Annotated in this window: 13 protein-coding genes; 12 read left to right on the top strand and 1 reads right to left on the bottom strand. The window is 51.5% G+C overall.

What is annotated here, in order from left to right; all coding sequences use genetic code 11:
* Window positions 1-112 precede the first annotated feature (112 nt).
* Window positions 113-457, top strand: a complete 345-nt coding sequence (locus tag DFQ01_RS29520; protein WP_110047523.1) for a DUF5665 domain-containing protein — start codon at window positions 113-115, stop codon at window positions 455-457.
* Here DFQ01_RS29520 and DFQ01_RS29515 read toward each other — a convergent pair.
* On the bottom strand, window positions 390-1,211 hold the full coding sequence (locus tag DFQ01_RS29515) for a TraR/DksA C4-type zinc finger protein (RefSeq protein ID WP_425452451.1): 822 nt from the start codon (window positions 1,209-1,211) through the stop codon (window positions 390-392). The two genes, DFQ01_RS29520 and DFQ01_RS29515, sit on opposite strands and share 68 nt — an antisense overlap.
* 259 nt (window positions 1,212-1,470) lie before the next feature.
* Here DFQ01_RS29515 and lspA point away from each other — a divergent pair, with 259 nt between their 5' ends.
* The 11 genes from lspA to DFQ01_RS29460 all read left to right on the top strand — a co-directional run bounded on the left by lspA (window position 1,471) and on the right by DFQ01_RS29460 (window position 15,632).
* On the top strand, window positions 1,471-2,004 hold the full coding sequence (gene lspA, locus DFQ01_RS29510; protein ID WP_281272051.1) for a signal peptidase II: 534 nt from the start codon (window positions 1,471-1,473) through the stop codon (window positions 2,002-2,004).
* A 23-nt stretch (window positions 2,005-2,027) separates the two neighbouring features.
* Entirely contained in the window at window positions 2,028-3,032 is a 1,005-nt protein-coding gene (locus DFQ01_RS29505) for an RluA family pseudouridine synthase (RefSeq protein WP_110047521.1), read from the top strand.
* A 134-nt stretch (window positions 3,033-3,166) separates the two neighbouring features.
* The gene (locus DFQ01_RS29500; RefSeq protein ID WP_110047520.1) at window positions 3,167-4,402 is read left to right on the top strand and encodes an LL-diaminopimelate aminotransferase; all 1,236 of its coding nucleotides are present in this window, start codon (window positions 3,167-3,169) and stop codon (window positions 4,400-4,402) included.
* A gap of 463 nt (window positions 4,403-4,865) precedes the next feature.
* Window positions 4,866-5,423, top strand: coding sequence for a bifunctional pyr operon transcriptional regulator/uracil phosphoribosyltransferase PyrR (gene pyrR, locus DFQ01_RS29495; protein ID WP_110047519.1), 558 nt, complete (start codon window positions 4,866-4,868; stop codon window positions 5,421-5,423).
* Between the two features lie 76 nt (window positions 5,424-5,499).
* Entirely contained in the window at window positions 5,500-6,399 is a 900-nt protein-coding gene (locus tag DFQ01_RS29490) for an aspartate carbamoyltransferase catalytic subunit (protein WP_110047518.1), read from the top strand.
* A 59-nt stretch (window positions 6,400-6,458) separates the two neighbouring features.
* Entirely contained in the window at window positions 6,459-7,748 is a 1,290-nt protein-coding gene (locus tag DFQ01_RS29485; protein ID WP_110047517.1) for a dihydroorotase, read from the top strand.
* Window positions 7,749-7,790: 42 nt separating this feature from the next.
* Window positions 7,791-8,936 (top strand): carbamoyl phosphate synthase small subunit, encoded by a 1,146-nt coding sequence (locus DFQ01_RS29480; protein WP_110047516.1) that lies wholly within the window; start codon window positions 7,791-7,793, stop codon window positions 8,934-8,936.
* Window positions 8,923-12,135, top strand: a complete 3,213-nt coding sequence (carB, locus tag DFQ01_RS29475; protein WP_110047515.1) for a carbamoyl-phosphate synthase large subunit — start codon at window positions 8,923-8,925, stop codon at window positions 12,133-12,135. Before DFQ01_RS29480 ends, carB begins: the two co-directional genes overlap by 14 nt.
* Before the next feature lie 134 nt (window positions 12,136-12,269).
* On the top strand, window positions 12,270-13,001 hold the full coding sequence (gene pyrF, locus DFQ01_RS29470) for an orotidine-5'-phosphate decarboxylase (protein WP_110047514.1): 732 nt from the start codon (window positions 12,270-12,272) through the stop codon (window positions 12,999-13,001).
* Window positions 12,998-13,645, top strand: coding sequence for an orotate phosphoribosyltransferase (pyrE, locus tag DFQ01_RS29465; protein WP_110047513.1), 648 nt, complete (start codon window positions 12,998-13,000; stop codon window positions 13,643-13,645). The genes pyrF and pyrE overlap by 4 nt, the downstream gene beginning before the upstream one ends.
* Before the next feature lie 265 nt (window positions 13,646-13,910).
* Window positions 13,911-15,632 (top strand): methyl-accepting chemotaxis protein, encoded by a 1,722-nt coding sequence (locus tag DFQ01_RS29460; RefSeq protein ID WP_174812431.1) that lies wholly within the window; start codon window positions 13,911-13,913, stop codon window positions 15,630-15,632.
* Window positions 15,633-15,818 lie beyond the last annotated feature (186 nt).

Here is a 15,818-nt window from a genome sequence, read left to right as displayed (position 1 = left end):
CAGGGAGGGTTTGGGTGGGTAGAAACTCCTGAGGGTTTGGGTGAGGGTATGAAATGTTGCTTGGGGTCATAAGGGGCAAGCCCCTATTTTACAACGGAGGGGGGCCGGATTTATGGTATCGATAACGAAAGATACCGATGAGAAGGAGGAGCTGAATGCTCTACGGGCGTCTCTTAACGCAGTGGACCGGCAGCTGCATCAGGTGGCAAAGGATATGGAACGTGCGCAAATACGCGACTACATCGAGCTGCTGAATCGGCCGTTCCGGCTTATATGGCGCAACTTTCTGTCAGGGACTGCACGCGGCGTCGGCATCGCACTTGGCTTTACCGTATTCGCCGCGAGCATCCTCTATGTGCTGCGAATAATCGGTGCACTTAATCTTCCGATTATCGGCGATTTCGTTGCCGATTTGGTTCGAGTCGTACAAGCCCAGCTTGAAGGTAAAATGTATTAGAAGCTGCACCGTAGGAATCGTTGTCCTCTTCATTCGTGTTAAAGGACAGTTCGTCATCACCTTCGCCATGGGACATGTATTCATGATATTGGCGGTTGCGGACGACAGAGACAACACGGCCTGTAATATCGGTTGCCAAGAAACTTTCAATTGGCTCGACGAACCCTTCATTCTCGTCGGCCTCGGTGTACATTTCGTTATAGGAGTCGACTTCCCGGTTTTCAGACATGGCAGGAGAGTTTGAGTTGCCATAATGCTCGACGATCTGCCAAGCGTCTTCTCCATCGAATCCGGTGTAGCCATCATCTTCTCTTCGGCTTCGGCCGAAGGCGGGTTGAAGGAAGTCTTCCTCAGCTGGACGGCGGTTCGAAAGCTCCTGCCTCGGCGCATGCTGCGCGCAGTATAAGGAATCCGGCAGCGCCTCCAGCCGTTCAATCGGAATGGCTTGACCACATGTTCTGCATTTCCCATAAGTGCCATTATCAATGGCCGCTAATGCTTGATCAATGCGATCGAGATGAAAATCCTGCAGCTCATGAATAGCCAGATCTTTACTGCGTTCGAACATATCTGTCGCAACATCACCTGGATGGTTATCGATTGGCGATAGCTCGCCGGTCTCATCCTTCAACGAGTTCGCGAGGCCACCTTGTTCGCTGTCATGCTGCGATTGTTCGAGCGATCTTTTTATATCGATAAGCCGACTTCGAAAATGGGCGATTTGCTGCTCGTTCAGTATCGTCAATGTCAGCACCTTCCTTTATTCGATTCCACTCGTATCGTTGCGGCGGCAATAGGTATAGGGTGAACGGAGAGGCGCTTTTTTAGCATGCTTAGGCTTCGGAGGTTCAAGCCTGTTCTGGATAGTTCTGCATTCCGAAGTGGGACCTTCGACCTTGGATGTTCTGGTCGCTGCCGCAGGGTTTATGCTACAATAGATTGGACTGTCAGCAATTTGCTAGCAGGAAGTGGATTTATGAAAGTAACGCAAATTGCTTTTAGGAGGAGAAACGGTGCTGCGTTTATTGTTCTATCTTGTAATTAGTGGTATTACGTTTTTGGTGGACTACATATCCAAGAAGATGATCGTCAATGAGCTGGATTTGAATGAGCAGGTCCGAGTAATCGGAGAATTTTTCGTCATTACTTCGATTCGGAATACAGGTGCAGCGTTCAGTCTGCTGGAGAATCAGCGCGTATTCTTTCTCATTATTACGATCATCATCACAATTGGACTTGTTGGTTACATGACCTTCCTGTCGCGCAAGAAAGGCAGAGCGCTTCTCCTGACAGGACTAGCTCTCGTGCTTGGTGGCGCGCTTGGTAATTTCATCGACCGTGCAAGAACGGGTGAGGTTGTCGACTTCCTGCAATTTACGTTTGGCAGCTACACATTTGCGATTTTCAACTTGGCGGATACGGCTATTTGTATCGGTGTAGGACTTATTGTGCTTGATTCGCTGCTGGCTGCTAGAGCGGAGAAACAAGCTTATGTGGACAATGCAATCGCTGCGTCTTATTCGGAACCGAAACAGCCGCAAGAATAGGTGTGGAAGGAAAGATAGACATAATGAAGCAAAATTGGAATACGGATCAAGAAGAAACCGAAATCGAATATGTATATGAAGAAGATGATGACGACACGTCGGAAGACGAAGCTTCATTAGAATGGGAAATTGACGAAACGGCTGCTGGTGAGCGTCTGGACAAATTCGTAGCAGAAGCAATGGATGACGACGCAGTGTCGCGGACGCAAGTTCAAGACTGGATCAAGGATGGCGCTGTACTGGTGAACGGTAGTGTAGCGAAGCCGAAGCATCGACTGGTGGCTGGCGATCTGGTTGCTGTTCATGTGCCGGAGGCTCAACCGACGGAGATTGTGGCTGAGCCGATTCCGCTGGAGGTTGTATACGAGGACAGCGACGTTATCGTTATTAACAAGCAGCGGGGACTTGTCGTTCATCCTGCACCAGGGCACTCGTCGGGTACGGTTGTCAACGCACTGCTGTATCATTGCAAGGATCTGTCTGGCATTAACGGCTCGATTCGTCCAGGTATCGTACACCGCATCGATAAAGATACCTCCGGCTTATTAATGGCTGCGAAGAACGATACTGCGCATGCATCGCTCTCTGAACAACTGAAAGCGCACACGGTCACACGCAAATATATTGCGCTCGTGCACGGCAAGGTACCGCATGAACGAGGTACGATTGATGCGCCAATCGGAAGAGACGAGCGCGACCGTAAAATGTTTACGGTTACGGAGAAGAACAGCCGCCATGCTGTGACGCATTTCAATGTAATCGAACGACTTGGTGAAGATTACACTTTGCTTGAGCTGCAGCTCGAAACAGGCCGCACACATCAGATCCGTGTACACATGAAGTATATTGGACACCCACTGGCAGGCGATCCAATGTATGGACGCAGCAAGACAGTGGACTTGAAGGGGCAAGCGCTTCATGCGGCTATTCTGGGCTTCGAACACCCGAGAACAGGCGAGTTTTTACAGTTTGAGGCTCCGATCCCAGCTGACATGGAACATGTGCTGCACAGTTTGCGACAACGTTAAGCCGTGAAATAGTACAAATTTTTTGCGCATTCGTATATTTTAGTCGACGTATAGGATGAGCTATGCTGTTAACATAAATATACGCGGTTCGAGAGCGCTGCTCTCGCGCCCTGTCACGGAAAGGTGATCGAGCAATGACGCAGATGAATCAGAACTATTTGGAGCTTCAAGGAAGCTATCTGTTCTCTGAGATAGCGAAACGCCGTACGAAATTTGTACAAGAGAATCCGAACGCCGATATTATTAGTCTTGGCATCGGTGACGTTACGCGCGGACTGCCTGCTGCTGTCGTGCAAGCGATGCACGCGGCCGTTGATGAAATGGCGCAGCCGGGTACATTCCGCGGTTATGGACCAGAGCAAGGATATGATTTTCTCGTTCAAGCGATTATCGAGAATGACTATAAATCGCGCGGCGTTGATATTCAGCTGAATGAAGTATTTCTCAGCGACGGATCCAAGTGCGACGTCGGCAATATTCAAGAAATTTTCAGCCAAGATGCAGTAATTGCAGTTCAAGACCCGGTATATCCTGTTTACGTTGATACGAACGTAATGGCTGGTCGTTCTGGCAAGTTCAATCGCGAGACGAACCGTTATGACAATATCGAATATTTGGAATGCAATGCAGACAACAACTTTAAACCAGCTCTGCCGAAGCGTAAAGTCGACATCATCTACCTGTGCTATCCGAACAACCCAACGGGTATGACGCTGTCGAAGGAAGAGTTGAAGGTTTGGGTTGATTATGCAAAAGCAAACAAATGCATCATCCTGTTTGATTCCGCATATGAAGCATTCATTCAAGAGGCAGACGTACCGCGCAGCATCTATGAGATCGAAGGCGCAAAGGAAGTTGCAATTGAATTCCGCAGCTTCTCGAAGACGGCAGGCTTTACAGGTATGCGATGTGCATACACGGTTGTTCCTCGCGAGCTGAAGGGCTATGACAAGGACGGCAATGAACTGCTCGTGAATGACCTATGGAATCGTCGTCACACGACGAAGTTCAATGGTGTATCGTACGTAACGCAGCGTGGGGCTGCAGCGATCTATACGCCGGAGGGCAAAGAGCAAGTGAAGTCCATTATCGATTACTACATGACGAATGCGAGCATCATCCGCGAAGGTCTGAAATCGATTGGTCTGCAAGTGTACGGCGGCGTCAACGCGCCATACATTTGGCTTCAGACGCCAAACGGCGTAGACTCGTGGTCGTTCTTCGACCGCCTGCTGTCCGAGGCGAACATTGTTGGTACGCCAGGCGTTGGCTTCGGTCAAAGCGGCCAAGGCTACCTGCGTCTGACGGCATTCGGCAGCCGCGAGAACACGGAGCGCGCTGTAGAACGCATTCAGAAGCTGAAACTGTAAAGTTGAAGAGCACGCCATTATCCTAGGGTTCGGGATAATGGCGTGTTTTTGTCTAGTCCGATCATATTCGCCAGTACCTCCAATAAACCGTTCCATAGCATCTGATTATTCCGCAACCCAATCACTTATAATAATGTCACAAAGCCTGATAACAATGGGGCGGAAAAGCTGGCGGGAGTCTTGACAGTTGGTGTCGAATGTGGGATAATTTCTTTCGATAAAGCAGTACCTTTAATTCAGCCCAGAGAGGCTGGCAAGGTAGCGTGATAACATATTTCTCGGTCGGCCCACAGACGGCAGAACCGAGCATCGTTTCTATAGGCGCGTCTTATCTGCGGCCTGATACGGTGCTGTCGGTTTGCGCTGTGAGTGCACCGGGTTATCAAGCTGACTCCTTGCCTGTTAGGGCAAGGAGTTTTTTTGTACACGCTGGCCTGACTAAATGAAGGAGGAAGCGGCTTCCATGACGGTAGAACAGCACCGGACACTAATGGATGAAACAGCGATCCGACGCGCATTGACACGAATTGCGCACGAAATTGTCGAGAGAAACAAAGGCATTGACAACGTTCTGCTGGTCGGCATTCGGACGAGGGGGATTTATCTCGCTGAACGACTGGCGGCGCTGATTGAGGAAATCGAAGGCAAGCCGGTTGAGATCATCGATCTCGATATTACAGCTTACCGAGATGATCGCAGATCAGCTGCAGCAGATCGCAGCAAGGCTGGCAACGGTAAGGCGGGCTGCGGATTAAACGTAGAAGGCCGGCGCATTCTTTTGCTCGATGATGTGCTGTATACCGGACGGACGATTCGGGCGGCGATGGACGCTGTCATGGATAGCGGAAGACCGGAAGTCATTCAGCTGGCAGTGCTGGTTGATCGCGGTCATCGAGAGCTTCCGATTCGGCCGGATTTTGTCGGGAAGAACGTTCCTACTTCAAAGCAGGAGCAGATTGAGGTGTCGCTTGCTGAGGTTGATGGCGAGGACAAAGTGACCATTAGCATCAGCTTAAGCTAACGAACACAATGCGATGTAAGACCAACATTCACAACGTCGTATGAGGCTTACAGACGGTATAGGGAGGCTTTGCCAAATGACGACAACGGCAATCAAGCAACGGAGCTTACTCGGATTAAAAGACCTGAATGCAGCAGAGATTGAATCGATTCTTGATCGTGCGGCTTACTGGGAACAACAATCGGTGAAGCTGAATCCGGTACTGCAAGGCAAGTTTGTTGCGAACATGTTCTTCGAGAATAGCACACGGACTCGCTTCTCCTTCGAAATGGCTCAGAAGCGGCTGGGCGCAGAAGTGATGAACTTCGCGGCAGCAGCATCGAGCGTTGAGAAGGGCGAATCGATCTACGATACAGTGAAAACGCTCGAATCGATGGGAATCGACGCAGGGGTTATCCGCCTGAAGCCAATCGGCATGCTGGCAGACATCGCTGCAAACGTGAAGGTCCCACTCATCAACGCTGGCGATGGCAACAACGAGCATCCAACACAAGCATTACTCGATCTGTATACGATGCGCAAGCAATTCGGCAGCCTGCAAGGTCTCAATGTTTCAATTATCGGTGACGTTCAGCACAGCCGTGTCGCTCGCTCAAACTTGTGGGCACTTCGCAAGTTCGGCGCGAACGTAAGCTTCTGCGCACCGGACAGCATGCGCGCATCAGATCTTGATGCACCTTATATCTCGATGGACGAAGCAATCCGCGCAGACGTCGTCATGATGCTCCGCGTACAGCTGGAACGCCATGCAGGCAGCGTGATGAATTCGGCAGAGGCTTACCGCGAAGGCTACGGATTGACAGTGGAACGCGCGAAGCAGCTTGCGCCGCATGCCATCATTATGCACCCAGCACCAGTGAACCGGAACGTTGAAATTGACAGCGATCTTGTTGAGCATCCGCAATCCCGTATTTTCCCGCAAATGTCCAACGGTGTACCGATCCGAATGGCGGTTATGGAGCGCGCACTGAGCTAAAGCTAGTGTGAACTGAAAATAGATGAATGAACGGCAACACTGAAGGGAGTTAGCGAAGAATGACACTTTGGGTACTAAACGGACTTATTTGGAACGAAGCAGCAGGCACAGTTGAGAGCAAGCACGTTCGAGTAGAGGGCAATGCGATTGCAGAAATCGTAGACGGCTCGACTACACCGGAAACGGCTGGCGCAGAAGTTGTTGATGCAGCAGGCAAGCTGATCAGCGCTGGTTTCATCGATATGCACGTACATCTTCGCGATCCGGGCTTCGAATATAAAGAAGACATAGCAACAGGGACGCGCTCGGCTGCGGCAGGCGGATTCACAACAATCGCTTGTATGCCGAACACGCGGCCGGTAACGGACACGGCTGAAACCGTGAAATACATTCTTGATAAAGCAGCGAAGGAAGGCGTTGTACGCGTCCTGCCTTACGCGGCAATTACGAAGAACGAACTTGGCCGTGAGCTGACGGACTTCGCAGCACTGAAGGAAGCTGGCGCAATCGGCTTTACAGATGACGGCGTAGGCGTACAGAACGCGCAGATGATGAAGAACGCGATGACGCTTGCGAAGTCGCTCGACATGCCAGTTATCGCACACTGCGAAGACGACTCGCTCGTTGAAGGCGCATGGGCTTCGGAAGGCAACTTCGCGAAGAAGCACGGCTTGAAAGGTATTCCGAACGAGTCGGAAGCGATCCATGTTGGCCGCGACGCGCTGCTGTCTGAAGCAACGGGCGTTCACTACCACGTCTGCCACGTCAGCACGGAGCAATCGGTTCGCTTGATCCGCCTTGCGAAGTCGATCGGTGTGAAGATCACAGCTGAGGTTTGCCCGCATCACCTCGTGCTGTCGGATGAAGATATCCCGGGTGTAGATGACGCGAATTGGAAAATGAACCCGCCGCTCCGGACACCACGCGATGTACAAGCGGTAATCGAAGGTCTGGAGGACGGCACGATTGATATCGTCGTAACGGACCATGCGCCGCACAGCGCAGAAGAGAAAGCACGCGGACCGCAGCTTGCGCCATTCGGCATCGTTGGCTTCGAGACAGCATTCCCGCTGCTCTACACGAAATTCGTACGCACGGGCAAATGGAAGCTTGGCTTCCTGCTTCAACGCATGACATCGGATCCAGCACGCGTCTTCAGACTTCCGACGGGGCGTCTGGAAGTTGGAGCGCCTGCTGACCTAACGATCGTTGATCTCGAGAATGAGCGCGAAGTTCGTCCTGAGACGTTCTCGTCGAAGAGCAACAACACGCCATTCGGCGGCTGGAAGCTGTACGGCTGGACGACGACGACGATCTACAACGGTCAAGTTGTATACAACAAAGCGTAATTACGGCACTACTAATATATAACTATCGAGGAGTGAATTCGGATGCAAGCAAGACTATTGTTGGAAGACGGAACGCTGTTCACGGGCCTCGCGTTTGGCGCTGAGGGTCAATCGACAGGCGAAGTCGTATTCAATACAGGCATTACAGGTTACCAGGAGGTACTGTCCGACCCATCCTACTGCGGTCAGATCGTGACGATGACGTATCCGCTCATCGGTAACTACGGTATCACACGCGACGACTTCGAGTCGGTACGCCCATACATCCACGGCTTCGTAGTACGCCGTCATGAGCCGGTGCCATCCAACTGGCGCGGCGAGTACTCGCTTGACCGTTTGCTCAAGGAATACGGCATCACGGGTATCAGCGACATCGATACGCGTATGCTTACGCGTAAGCTGCGTAACTTCGGTACGATGAAAGGCCTTCTGACGACAGGTAACGAGCGCATTGAAGAGCTGCAAGAGCGTCTGGGCGTAGCTCAACTGCTCCGCGACCAAGTAGCGCGTACGTCTACGAAACAGCTGTTCTCGGCTCCAGGCAACAAAGAGCGCATCGTTCTGATCGACTTCGGCGCTAAGAGCGGTATCGTGAAAGAACTGTCCCAACGCGGCTGCGACGTTATCGTCGTACCACACAACACGACGGCAGATGAAATCCGCCGCCTGAATCCAGATGGCATTCAGTTGTCCAACGGCCCTGGGGATCCAAAAGACGTTCCTTACGCAGTTGAGACGATCAAGCAGCTGATCGGCGAATTCCCGATCTTCGGTATCTGCCTGGGTCACCAGCTGTTCGCACTCGCTTGCGGCGCAGACACGACGCGTCTGAAGTTCGGACACCGCGGCGGTAACCACCCGGTTAAAGAACTCGCAACGAATCGCTGCTTCATCACTTCGCAGAACCATGGCTACACGGTACTGGAAGAATCCATCGCTGGCACGGAGCTGGAAGTAACGCACATCAACAACAACGACAAATCGATCGAAGGTTTGAAACATAAGAAGCACCCTGTGTTTACGGTTCAATATCACCCGGAAGCGGCGCCTGGCCCGCATGATTCGAGCTACCTGTTCGATCAGTTCCTTGAGATGATTCGTGATCATAAGAAAAACAATCCTACGAAGCCGCTTCAAACACGGCTGCAGGAGACGCTGAAGGGAGAACTGCAATATGCCCAAAAATAATGAACTCAAAAAAATTCTCGTCATCGGCTCCGGCCCAATCGTCATTGGACAAGCGGCTGAGTTCGACTACGCAGGTACGCAAGCTTGCCAAGCATTGATGGAAGAGGGCTATGAGGTTGTTCTGATTAACAGCAACCCAGCTACTATCATGACTGACACGAACATGGCTTCCAAAGTTTATATCGAGCCAATCACGCTCGACTTCGTCTCCCAAATCATTCGCAAAGAGAAGCCAGACGGCCTCCTCCCAACACTGGGCGGCCAGACGGGTCTCAACATGGCAGTTGAACTGGCACGCGCGGGCGTGCTGGAGCGCGAGAACGTGAAGCTGCTCGGTACGCAGCTGACGGCAATCGAGAAAGCAGAAGACCGCGACCTGTTCCGTGAACTGATGCGCGAACTGGAGCAGCCGGTTCCAGAATCCGTCATCGTAACGACGGTTCAAGAAGCACTCGACTTCGCTAACGAAATTGGCTATCCAATCATCGTTCGTCCTGCTTATACGCTGGGCGGCACGGGCGGCGGTATTTGCGCAAACGAAGAAGAGCTTCTTGAGACGGTTGCATCGGGTATCCGTTACAGCCCAATCGGCCAATGCTTGATCGAGAAATCGATCGCTGGCATGAAGGAAGTTGAATACGAGGTAATGCGTGATGCGAACGATAACTGCATCGTTGTCTGCAACATGGAAAACTTCGACCCAGTAGGCGTTCACACGGGCGACTCGATCGTCGTAGCGCCTAGCCAAACGCTGTCTGACCGTGAGTACCAAATGCTCCGTTCGGCATCGCTGAAAATCATCCGTGCGCTGAACATCGAAGGCGGCTGTAACGTACAGTTCGCACTTGACCCGCACAGCTACCAATACTATGTCATCGAAGTTAACCCGCGCGTTAGCCGCTCGTCGGCTCTTGCTTCCAAAGCAACGGGTTACCCAATCGCGAAGATGGCAGCTAAGATTGCAATCGGCTACACGCTGGACGAAATCGTGAACCCAGTTACGGGCCAAACATATGCATGCTTCGAGCCTACGCTCGACTACATCGTATCGAAGATTCCGCGTTGGCCGTTCGACAAATTCACATCGGCTAACCGTAAACTGGGCACGCAGATGAAAGCGACTGGCGAAGTTATGGCAATCGGCCGTACGTTCGAAGAGTCGATTCACAAGGCGGTTCGCTCGCTCGAGATCGGTGTACACCGTCTGAACCTGAAAGAAGCTTCGTCGCTTGATGACGAGACGCTTACAGCTCGTCTCGTTAAGCCAGACGACGAGCGCATGTTCCTGATCGCAGAAGCATTCCGCCGCGGCTGGGCACTGCTCGACATTCAAGATCTGACGAAGGTTGACTGGTGGTTCCTTGACAAAATCGAAAGCATTATCGCTTTCGAAGATCGCATCCGCAAGGAAGCAACGCTGACGCGTGAAACGCTGTACGAAGCGAAACGCAAAGGCTTCTCGGACCGTTCGATCGCTGAGCTCCGCCGCGAAGGCGCTGCGAAGTCGCATACGCACGAAGACGAGATCCGCGCTACTCGCCTGGAGCAAGGTCTGAAACCTGTTTACAAAATGGTAGATACGTGCGCAGCTGAGTTCGAAGCAACGACGCCGTACTACTACTCGACATATGAAGTAGAGAACGAAGTAACAGAATCGAGCAAACAGAAAGTGCTCGTACTTGGTTCCGGTCCGATCCGTATCGGTCAAGGCATCGAGTTCGACTACTCGACTGTACACGCTGTATGGGCAATCCAGAAAGCAGGCTACGAAGCGGTTATTATCAACAACAACCCAGAGACGGTATCGACGGACTTCTCGACGTCCGACCGCCTGTACTTCGAACCACTGTTCTTCGAAGATGTCATGAACGTCATCGAGCAAGAGAAGCCAATCGGCGTAATCGTTCAGTTCGGCGGCCAAACGGCAATCAACCTGGCAGCACCACTTGCGAAGGCTGGCGTACGCATTCTTGGCTCGAGCCTCGAGAGCATTGATGCAGCAGAAGACCGCAAGAAGTTCGAAGCTATGCTTAGCAAGCTCGACATCGCGCAGCCTAAAGGCAGCACGGTAACGAATGTTGACGAAGCAGTCGCTGTTGCACAAGGCCTCGGTTATCCGGTGCTCGTACGTCCATCGTACGTTCTCGGCGGCCGCGCAATGGAAATCGTCTACTCCGATTCGGAGCTGCTCGTATACATGAAAGAAGCTGTCAAGATCAATCCAGAGCATCCGGTCCTGATCGACCGCTACATGCTGGGTAAAGAGGCTGAAGTCGACGCAATCTGCGACGGCGAGACGGTTCTCATCCCAGGCATCATGGAGCATGTCGAGCGCGCAGGCGTTCACTCCGGTGACTCGATCGCTGTATATCCGCCGCAATCGCTGTCCGATGAGATCAAACAATCGATCATCGACATTACGATCAAGATCGCGAAGGAACTGCAAGTAATCGGTCTGGTAAACATCCAGTTCGTAATCCATGAAGAGAAAGTGTACGTCATCGAGGTTAACCCTCGTTCGTCCCGTACGGTTCCATTCCTCTCCAAAGTAACGAACCTGCCGATGGCTAACCTGGCTACGCAAGCGATTCTCGGCACGAAGCTGAGCTCGTTCGGTTACACGGACGGTCTGTGGCCAGAAGACGAGTACGTATCGGTTAAAGTACCGGTGTTCTCGTTCGCGAAGCTCCGCCGCGTTGACCCTACGCTGACGCCAGAGATGAAATCGACTGGCGAAGTTATGGGCCGCGACGTACAGTACGAGAAAGCTCTGTACAAAGGTCTGATCGGTGCAGGCATGAAAATCCCTACGACTGGTGCCATCGTTGTAACGGTAGCAGATAAAGACAAGCAAGATGCAGTCGAGCTGATGGAAGGCTTCGCAGCACTTGGCTACAAGCTGATTGCAACAGGCGGAACGGCTACAGCACTCGAAGAAGCTGGTCTGCGTGTAACGCGTGTGAACAAGCTGAGCGAGGGTACGCCTAACATCCTCGACCTGATCCGTACGGGTCAAGCGAACTTCGTAGTCAACACGCTGACGAAGGGCAAAACGCCTGAGCGTGACGGTTTCCGTATCCGCCGTGAAGCGGTTGAGAACGGCGCAGTCTGCTTGACGTCGCTCGATACGGTTCGCGCATTGCTCCGCATGCTCGAGACGCTGAACTTCTCGTCCCGATCGATGCCGGTATTCAAATAAGACAGAAGGTAAGCGGCCAACGACGGCTGTCCTCGAAGCATCGAACAGATGATTCAAGGGCGGCGGCGGGTGGCCGCCTTCCATGTCTGCCTTAACCAAACCAATACGGTAACGACCGAAAGGGGACTTGAGCGATGGGTTTGACATACGAGCAAGCAGCAGGGCGCATTATGGTCGCACTCGATTATCCGGAAGCTGCAGGAGCGGAGAAGCTGCTCCGTGAACTAGAAGGCATTCCTTGCTTTATGAAGGTTGGCATGCAGCTCTATTATGCGGCTGGTCCAGCATTCGTCTCGGCGCTTAAAGAGCGCGGGTACAGCGTATTCCTTGATCTGAAGATGCATGATATTCCAAACACCGTTAAAGGTGGCTCAAATAGCATCACGAAGCTTGGTGTTGACGTATTCAACGTGCACGCAGCAGGTGGCCGAGCGATGATGGAGGCCGCACTTGAAGGTGTGGAGGCAGCGCTGACAGCAGGTGCAAAACGTCCTTCTGTTATTGCGGTCACGCAGTTAACAAGCACAAGCCAAGCGGTACTGAACGATGAGATCGGCATTGTCGGTCCAGTTGAAGAAGCGGTGCTTCGCTATGCTCGCCTCGCTCGTGAAGCTGGCTTGAATGGCGTTGTTGCTTCGCCGCAAGAGGTTGTCGCGATCAAAGCGGCATGCGGTAACGATTTTCAAACGATAACGCCTGGTATTCGCCCGGCTGGTGCTGATATCGGTGACCAATCGCGCATTATGACACCGGCACAAGCGATCACGGTTGGTACGGATTACATGGTAATCGGCAGACCCATAACAGGTGCGCCAAGCCCACGCGAAGCGCTTGAATCGATTATTAAGGAGCTGATGGCAGTATGACAACTGTATCCGTAGAACAACTTCCACGTGAAATTGCAAAAAGTCTGCTTGAGATTGAAGCGGTAGCGCTTAGCCCGAATGAGCCGTTCACATGGACGTCCGGCCTCAAGTCGCCAATCTACTGCGACAACCGTCTGACGATGACGTATCCAGCGATTCGCGATCTGATCGCAGAAGGCTTCGCAGCGGTTATTCGTGAGCGTTATCCGAACGCCGAAGTGATTGCAGGAACGGCAACGGCGGGCATTCCGCACGCAGCATGGGTTGCACAGAAGCTTGGTCTGCCAATGGCTTACATTCGTGATAAAGCGAAAGGCCACGGCAAACAAAATCAAATCGAAGGCCGCATTGAGGCTGGTCAAAATGTTGTCGTCATCGAGGACTTGATCTCGACAGGCGGCAGCTCGCTCAAAGCAGCACTTGCCGTACAAGAGGCTGGCGCGAAAGTAAACGCCGTGCTCGCGATTTTCTCTTATCAATTCGCTGCAGCGGCCGATGCATTCGCAAATGCAGGTATCGCGCTTGAGACGCTGTCGAACTACTCGGCGCTTATCGAGGTAGCAGCTGAGATCGGCAAAGTGCAGCAATCGGACATCGAGACGCTGAAGTCCTGGCGCGAGAATCCACAAGCTTTTGGCGTATAGTCGATAACAGGATCTGAATAGGTAGGCAGCAAGTGACCTGCCTACCGTTAGGAGAAAGCCAGTACAACCCTAAGCGTGTTCAACGCGCTTTTTGGTTGTACTGGCTTTTTTTTGTGTAGTTCTTTTTCATCATTTTTTGATTCAAACCTTTTATTTCTGGGTATTCTCTTCATTTTTCGAAACCGTTTCGCCGATATGATGGTTATCAGTCGTGTCACTTGTGTCCAGACAACTAGAATACGGCATAGTAGAAGGGAAGATGATAATGAAGTTAAGTTTTCGCACGAAAGTAATAGGATTGATAGCTATTCCATTTTTATTGTATATCGGAACATCGATCTATTACCCTTTATATGTAAACACAACAGTGGATAAGTTGAAGCAGCAGCTCTACACAACGTCCTATACTGCTAATAACGAAATTATGAACGCCGATCGAGATGTTTACCAGGCGTTATTTGCTTATACACTTATCGACCTGGGCAATCTGACGGGTAAAGAGCTTGAAGATGCCGTGAAGGACTACAAAGATAATATTCAACAGGCGAACGATCGGATGGCCAATGCTCGTGAACTGATGGAGAAAGCTGGCCTTTTGAATATTACAGCTCGGGGTGCGGATCGGCCGGTATCAGCATTATTCAAAGATTTTGCAGATGGATTTAACGCTTGGGCAGAGGATACAAGTCAAGCGATCCAGAGCGGCAAGCACGTGAACGAGGATGTAACGGCGTTGTTTTTGCAAGGAAGATCTGGTATTGATACCATTGGCAATATTCTTGACGAGAATGCTCTTATATCTCTCCAGAAAATTGAGGATGACAATAACAGCAGCCAGAAGTCGATGATCATCCAAGGAAGTCTGATTGTCATTGTGGTTGTTATTCTTATGTATATTGTCATGCGTCGTCTTGGCAAGTCTGTCCGTAGTGCCGCATCTAAGACATCCCGTATCATGCAAGGTGATTTGACGGTCGAATCGGAAGCGAAGTACAGCTCGGACGAGATGGGCGCGATTCTGAAGAGCACCGACGCCATGATCGGCAATTTGAAGTCGATGATTGGCGGCATTATCGACAATGCGAGCAAGGTAGCGGATTCCTCGGTTACGCTTCATACGGCATCGCGGGAGACTGCGGATTCTGCCAACCATATCGCCGAACATATTCAAGAGGTCACGAACGGCACTGAGCTTCAGGCTAGAGGAGCTGAGGAGACGTCTCGTGCAATCGAAGAGATGGCAATTGGCATTAACCGTATTGCGGACAATACGTCAGAGATGGCATCGCAATCCACAGATACATCGTCCTATGCATCCGAGGGACGCGAGTCACTGGATCATATGATCGGTCAGATGAACGAAATGAAGGAAACGCTGACGCTGCTTGCGCAATCGATTCAAACGTTGGAGAATCATTCCGGCACAATCGGTAAAATAGCGGATGAAATAACGGCGTTTGCTTCTCAGACGAACATTTTGTCGCTAAATGCATCGATTGAAGCAGCGCGCGCTGGCGAGCATGGCAAAGGGTTTGCCGTCGTCGCAGGCGAGATTCGAAAGCTCGCTTCACAGTCGTTCGAGTCCGCTGACAGCATTCGCGAGCTCGTTACGGCAACGAAGGAAGATATTACGGAAGCCGCAGACTCCATGAATAAAACGTTGGTCGAAGTAGAGAAGAGTGGTCAAACGATCGAAGTGCTTGATAATCAATTCAAGCGCATCTCGGATGCAATCGAACAGATGGCCGAGCAGCTGCAAGAGAACTCAGCGATTGCCGAGCAAATGTCGGCAAGCGCTGAGCAGGTGAGCGCATCGATGGAGCAGTCTTCGCGCGCTTCTTCCGACAATCTTGGTAAAATCCAATCCGTTGCCGCAGCTACCGAAGAGCAATTAGCACTAATGGGCAGCATGGCCGAATCCGCTGTCCAACTGAAAGAAATCGTGGGCGACTTGTCCCGCGCCGTATCGTATTTTAAAGTGAACTAGTTATTTAAACTTCACGTTTATGTATTGATTCTTATAATACTAATCCAATATATCACTATCCGAAGGGGCTGTCCCAAAAGTCATTAGACTATGGGACGGCCCCTTGTGTTTCAATGAACTGCAAAGGCAGCTGCGCAGAGCGAATGTTCTTACGATCGCTGTTGTCACCGGATTGCTCTGAATGGG

The organism is Paenibacillus cellulosilyticus (genome assembly GCF_003182255.1).
GTDB lineage: Bacteria > Bacillota > Bacilli > Paenibacillales > Paenibacillaceae > Paenibacillus_T > Paenibacillus_T cellulosilyticus.
Note: the sequence above shows the minus strand (reverse complement) of the source record. Positions and strands in the feature narration are given on the sequence as shown.

Excerpts from the sequence above, each read along its gene's own strand:
- pyrE (WP_110047513.1), top strand. The coding sequence starts at position 12,998 with ATGACAACTGTATCCGTAGAACAACTTCCACGTGAAATTGCAAAAAGT.
- DFQ01_RS29500 (WP_110047520.1), top strand. The coding sequence starts at position 3,167 with ATGACGCAGATGAATCAGAACTATTTGGAGCTTCAAGGAAGCTATCTG.
- pyrR (WP_110047519.1), top strand. The coding sequence starts at position 4,866 with ATGACGGTAGAACAGCACCGGACACTAATGGATGAAACAGCGATCCGA.
- DFQ01_RS29505 (WP_110047521.1), top strand. The coding sequence starts at position 2,028 with ATGAAGCAAAATTGGAATACGGATCAAGAAGAAACCGAAATCGAATAT.
- carB (WP_110047515.1), top strand. The coding sequence starts at position 8,923 with ATGCCCAAAAATAATGAACTCAAAAAAATTCTCGTCATCGGCTCCGGC.
- DFQ01_RS29490 (WP_110047518.1), top strand. The coding sequence starts at position 5,500 with ATGACGACAACGGCAATCAAGCAACGGAGCTTACTCGGATTAAAAGAC.
- DFQ01_RS29460 (WP_174812431.1), top strand. The coding sequence starts at position 13,911 with ATGAAGTTAAGTTTTCGCACGAAAGTAATAGGATTGATAGCTATTCCA.
- DFQ01_RS29480 (WP_110047516.1), top strand. The coding sequence starts at position 7,791 with ATGCAAGCAAGACTATTGTTGGAAGACGGAACGCTGTTCACGGGCCTC.
- DFQ01_RS29520 (WP_110047523.1), top strand. The coding sequence starts at position 113 with ATGGTATCGATAACGAAAGATACCGATGAGAAGGAGGAGCTGAATGCT.
- DFQ01_RS29485 (WP_110047517.1), top strand. The coding sequence starts at position 6,459 with ATGACACTTTGGGTACTAAACGGACTTATTTGGAACGAAGCAGCAGGC.
- pyrF (WP_110047514.1), top strand. The coding sequence starts at position 12,270 with ATGGGTTTGACATACGAGCAAGCAGCAGGGCGCATTATGGTCGCACTC.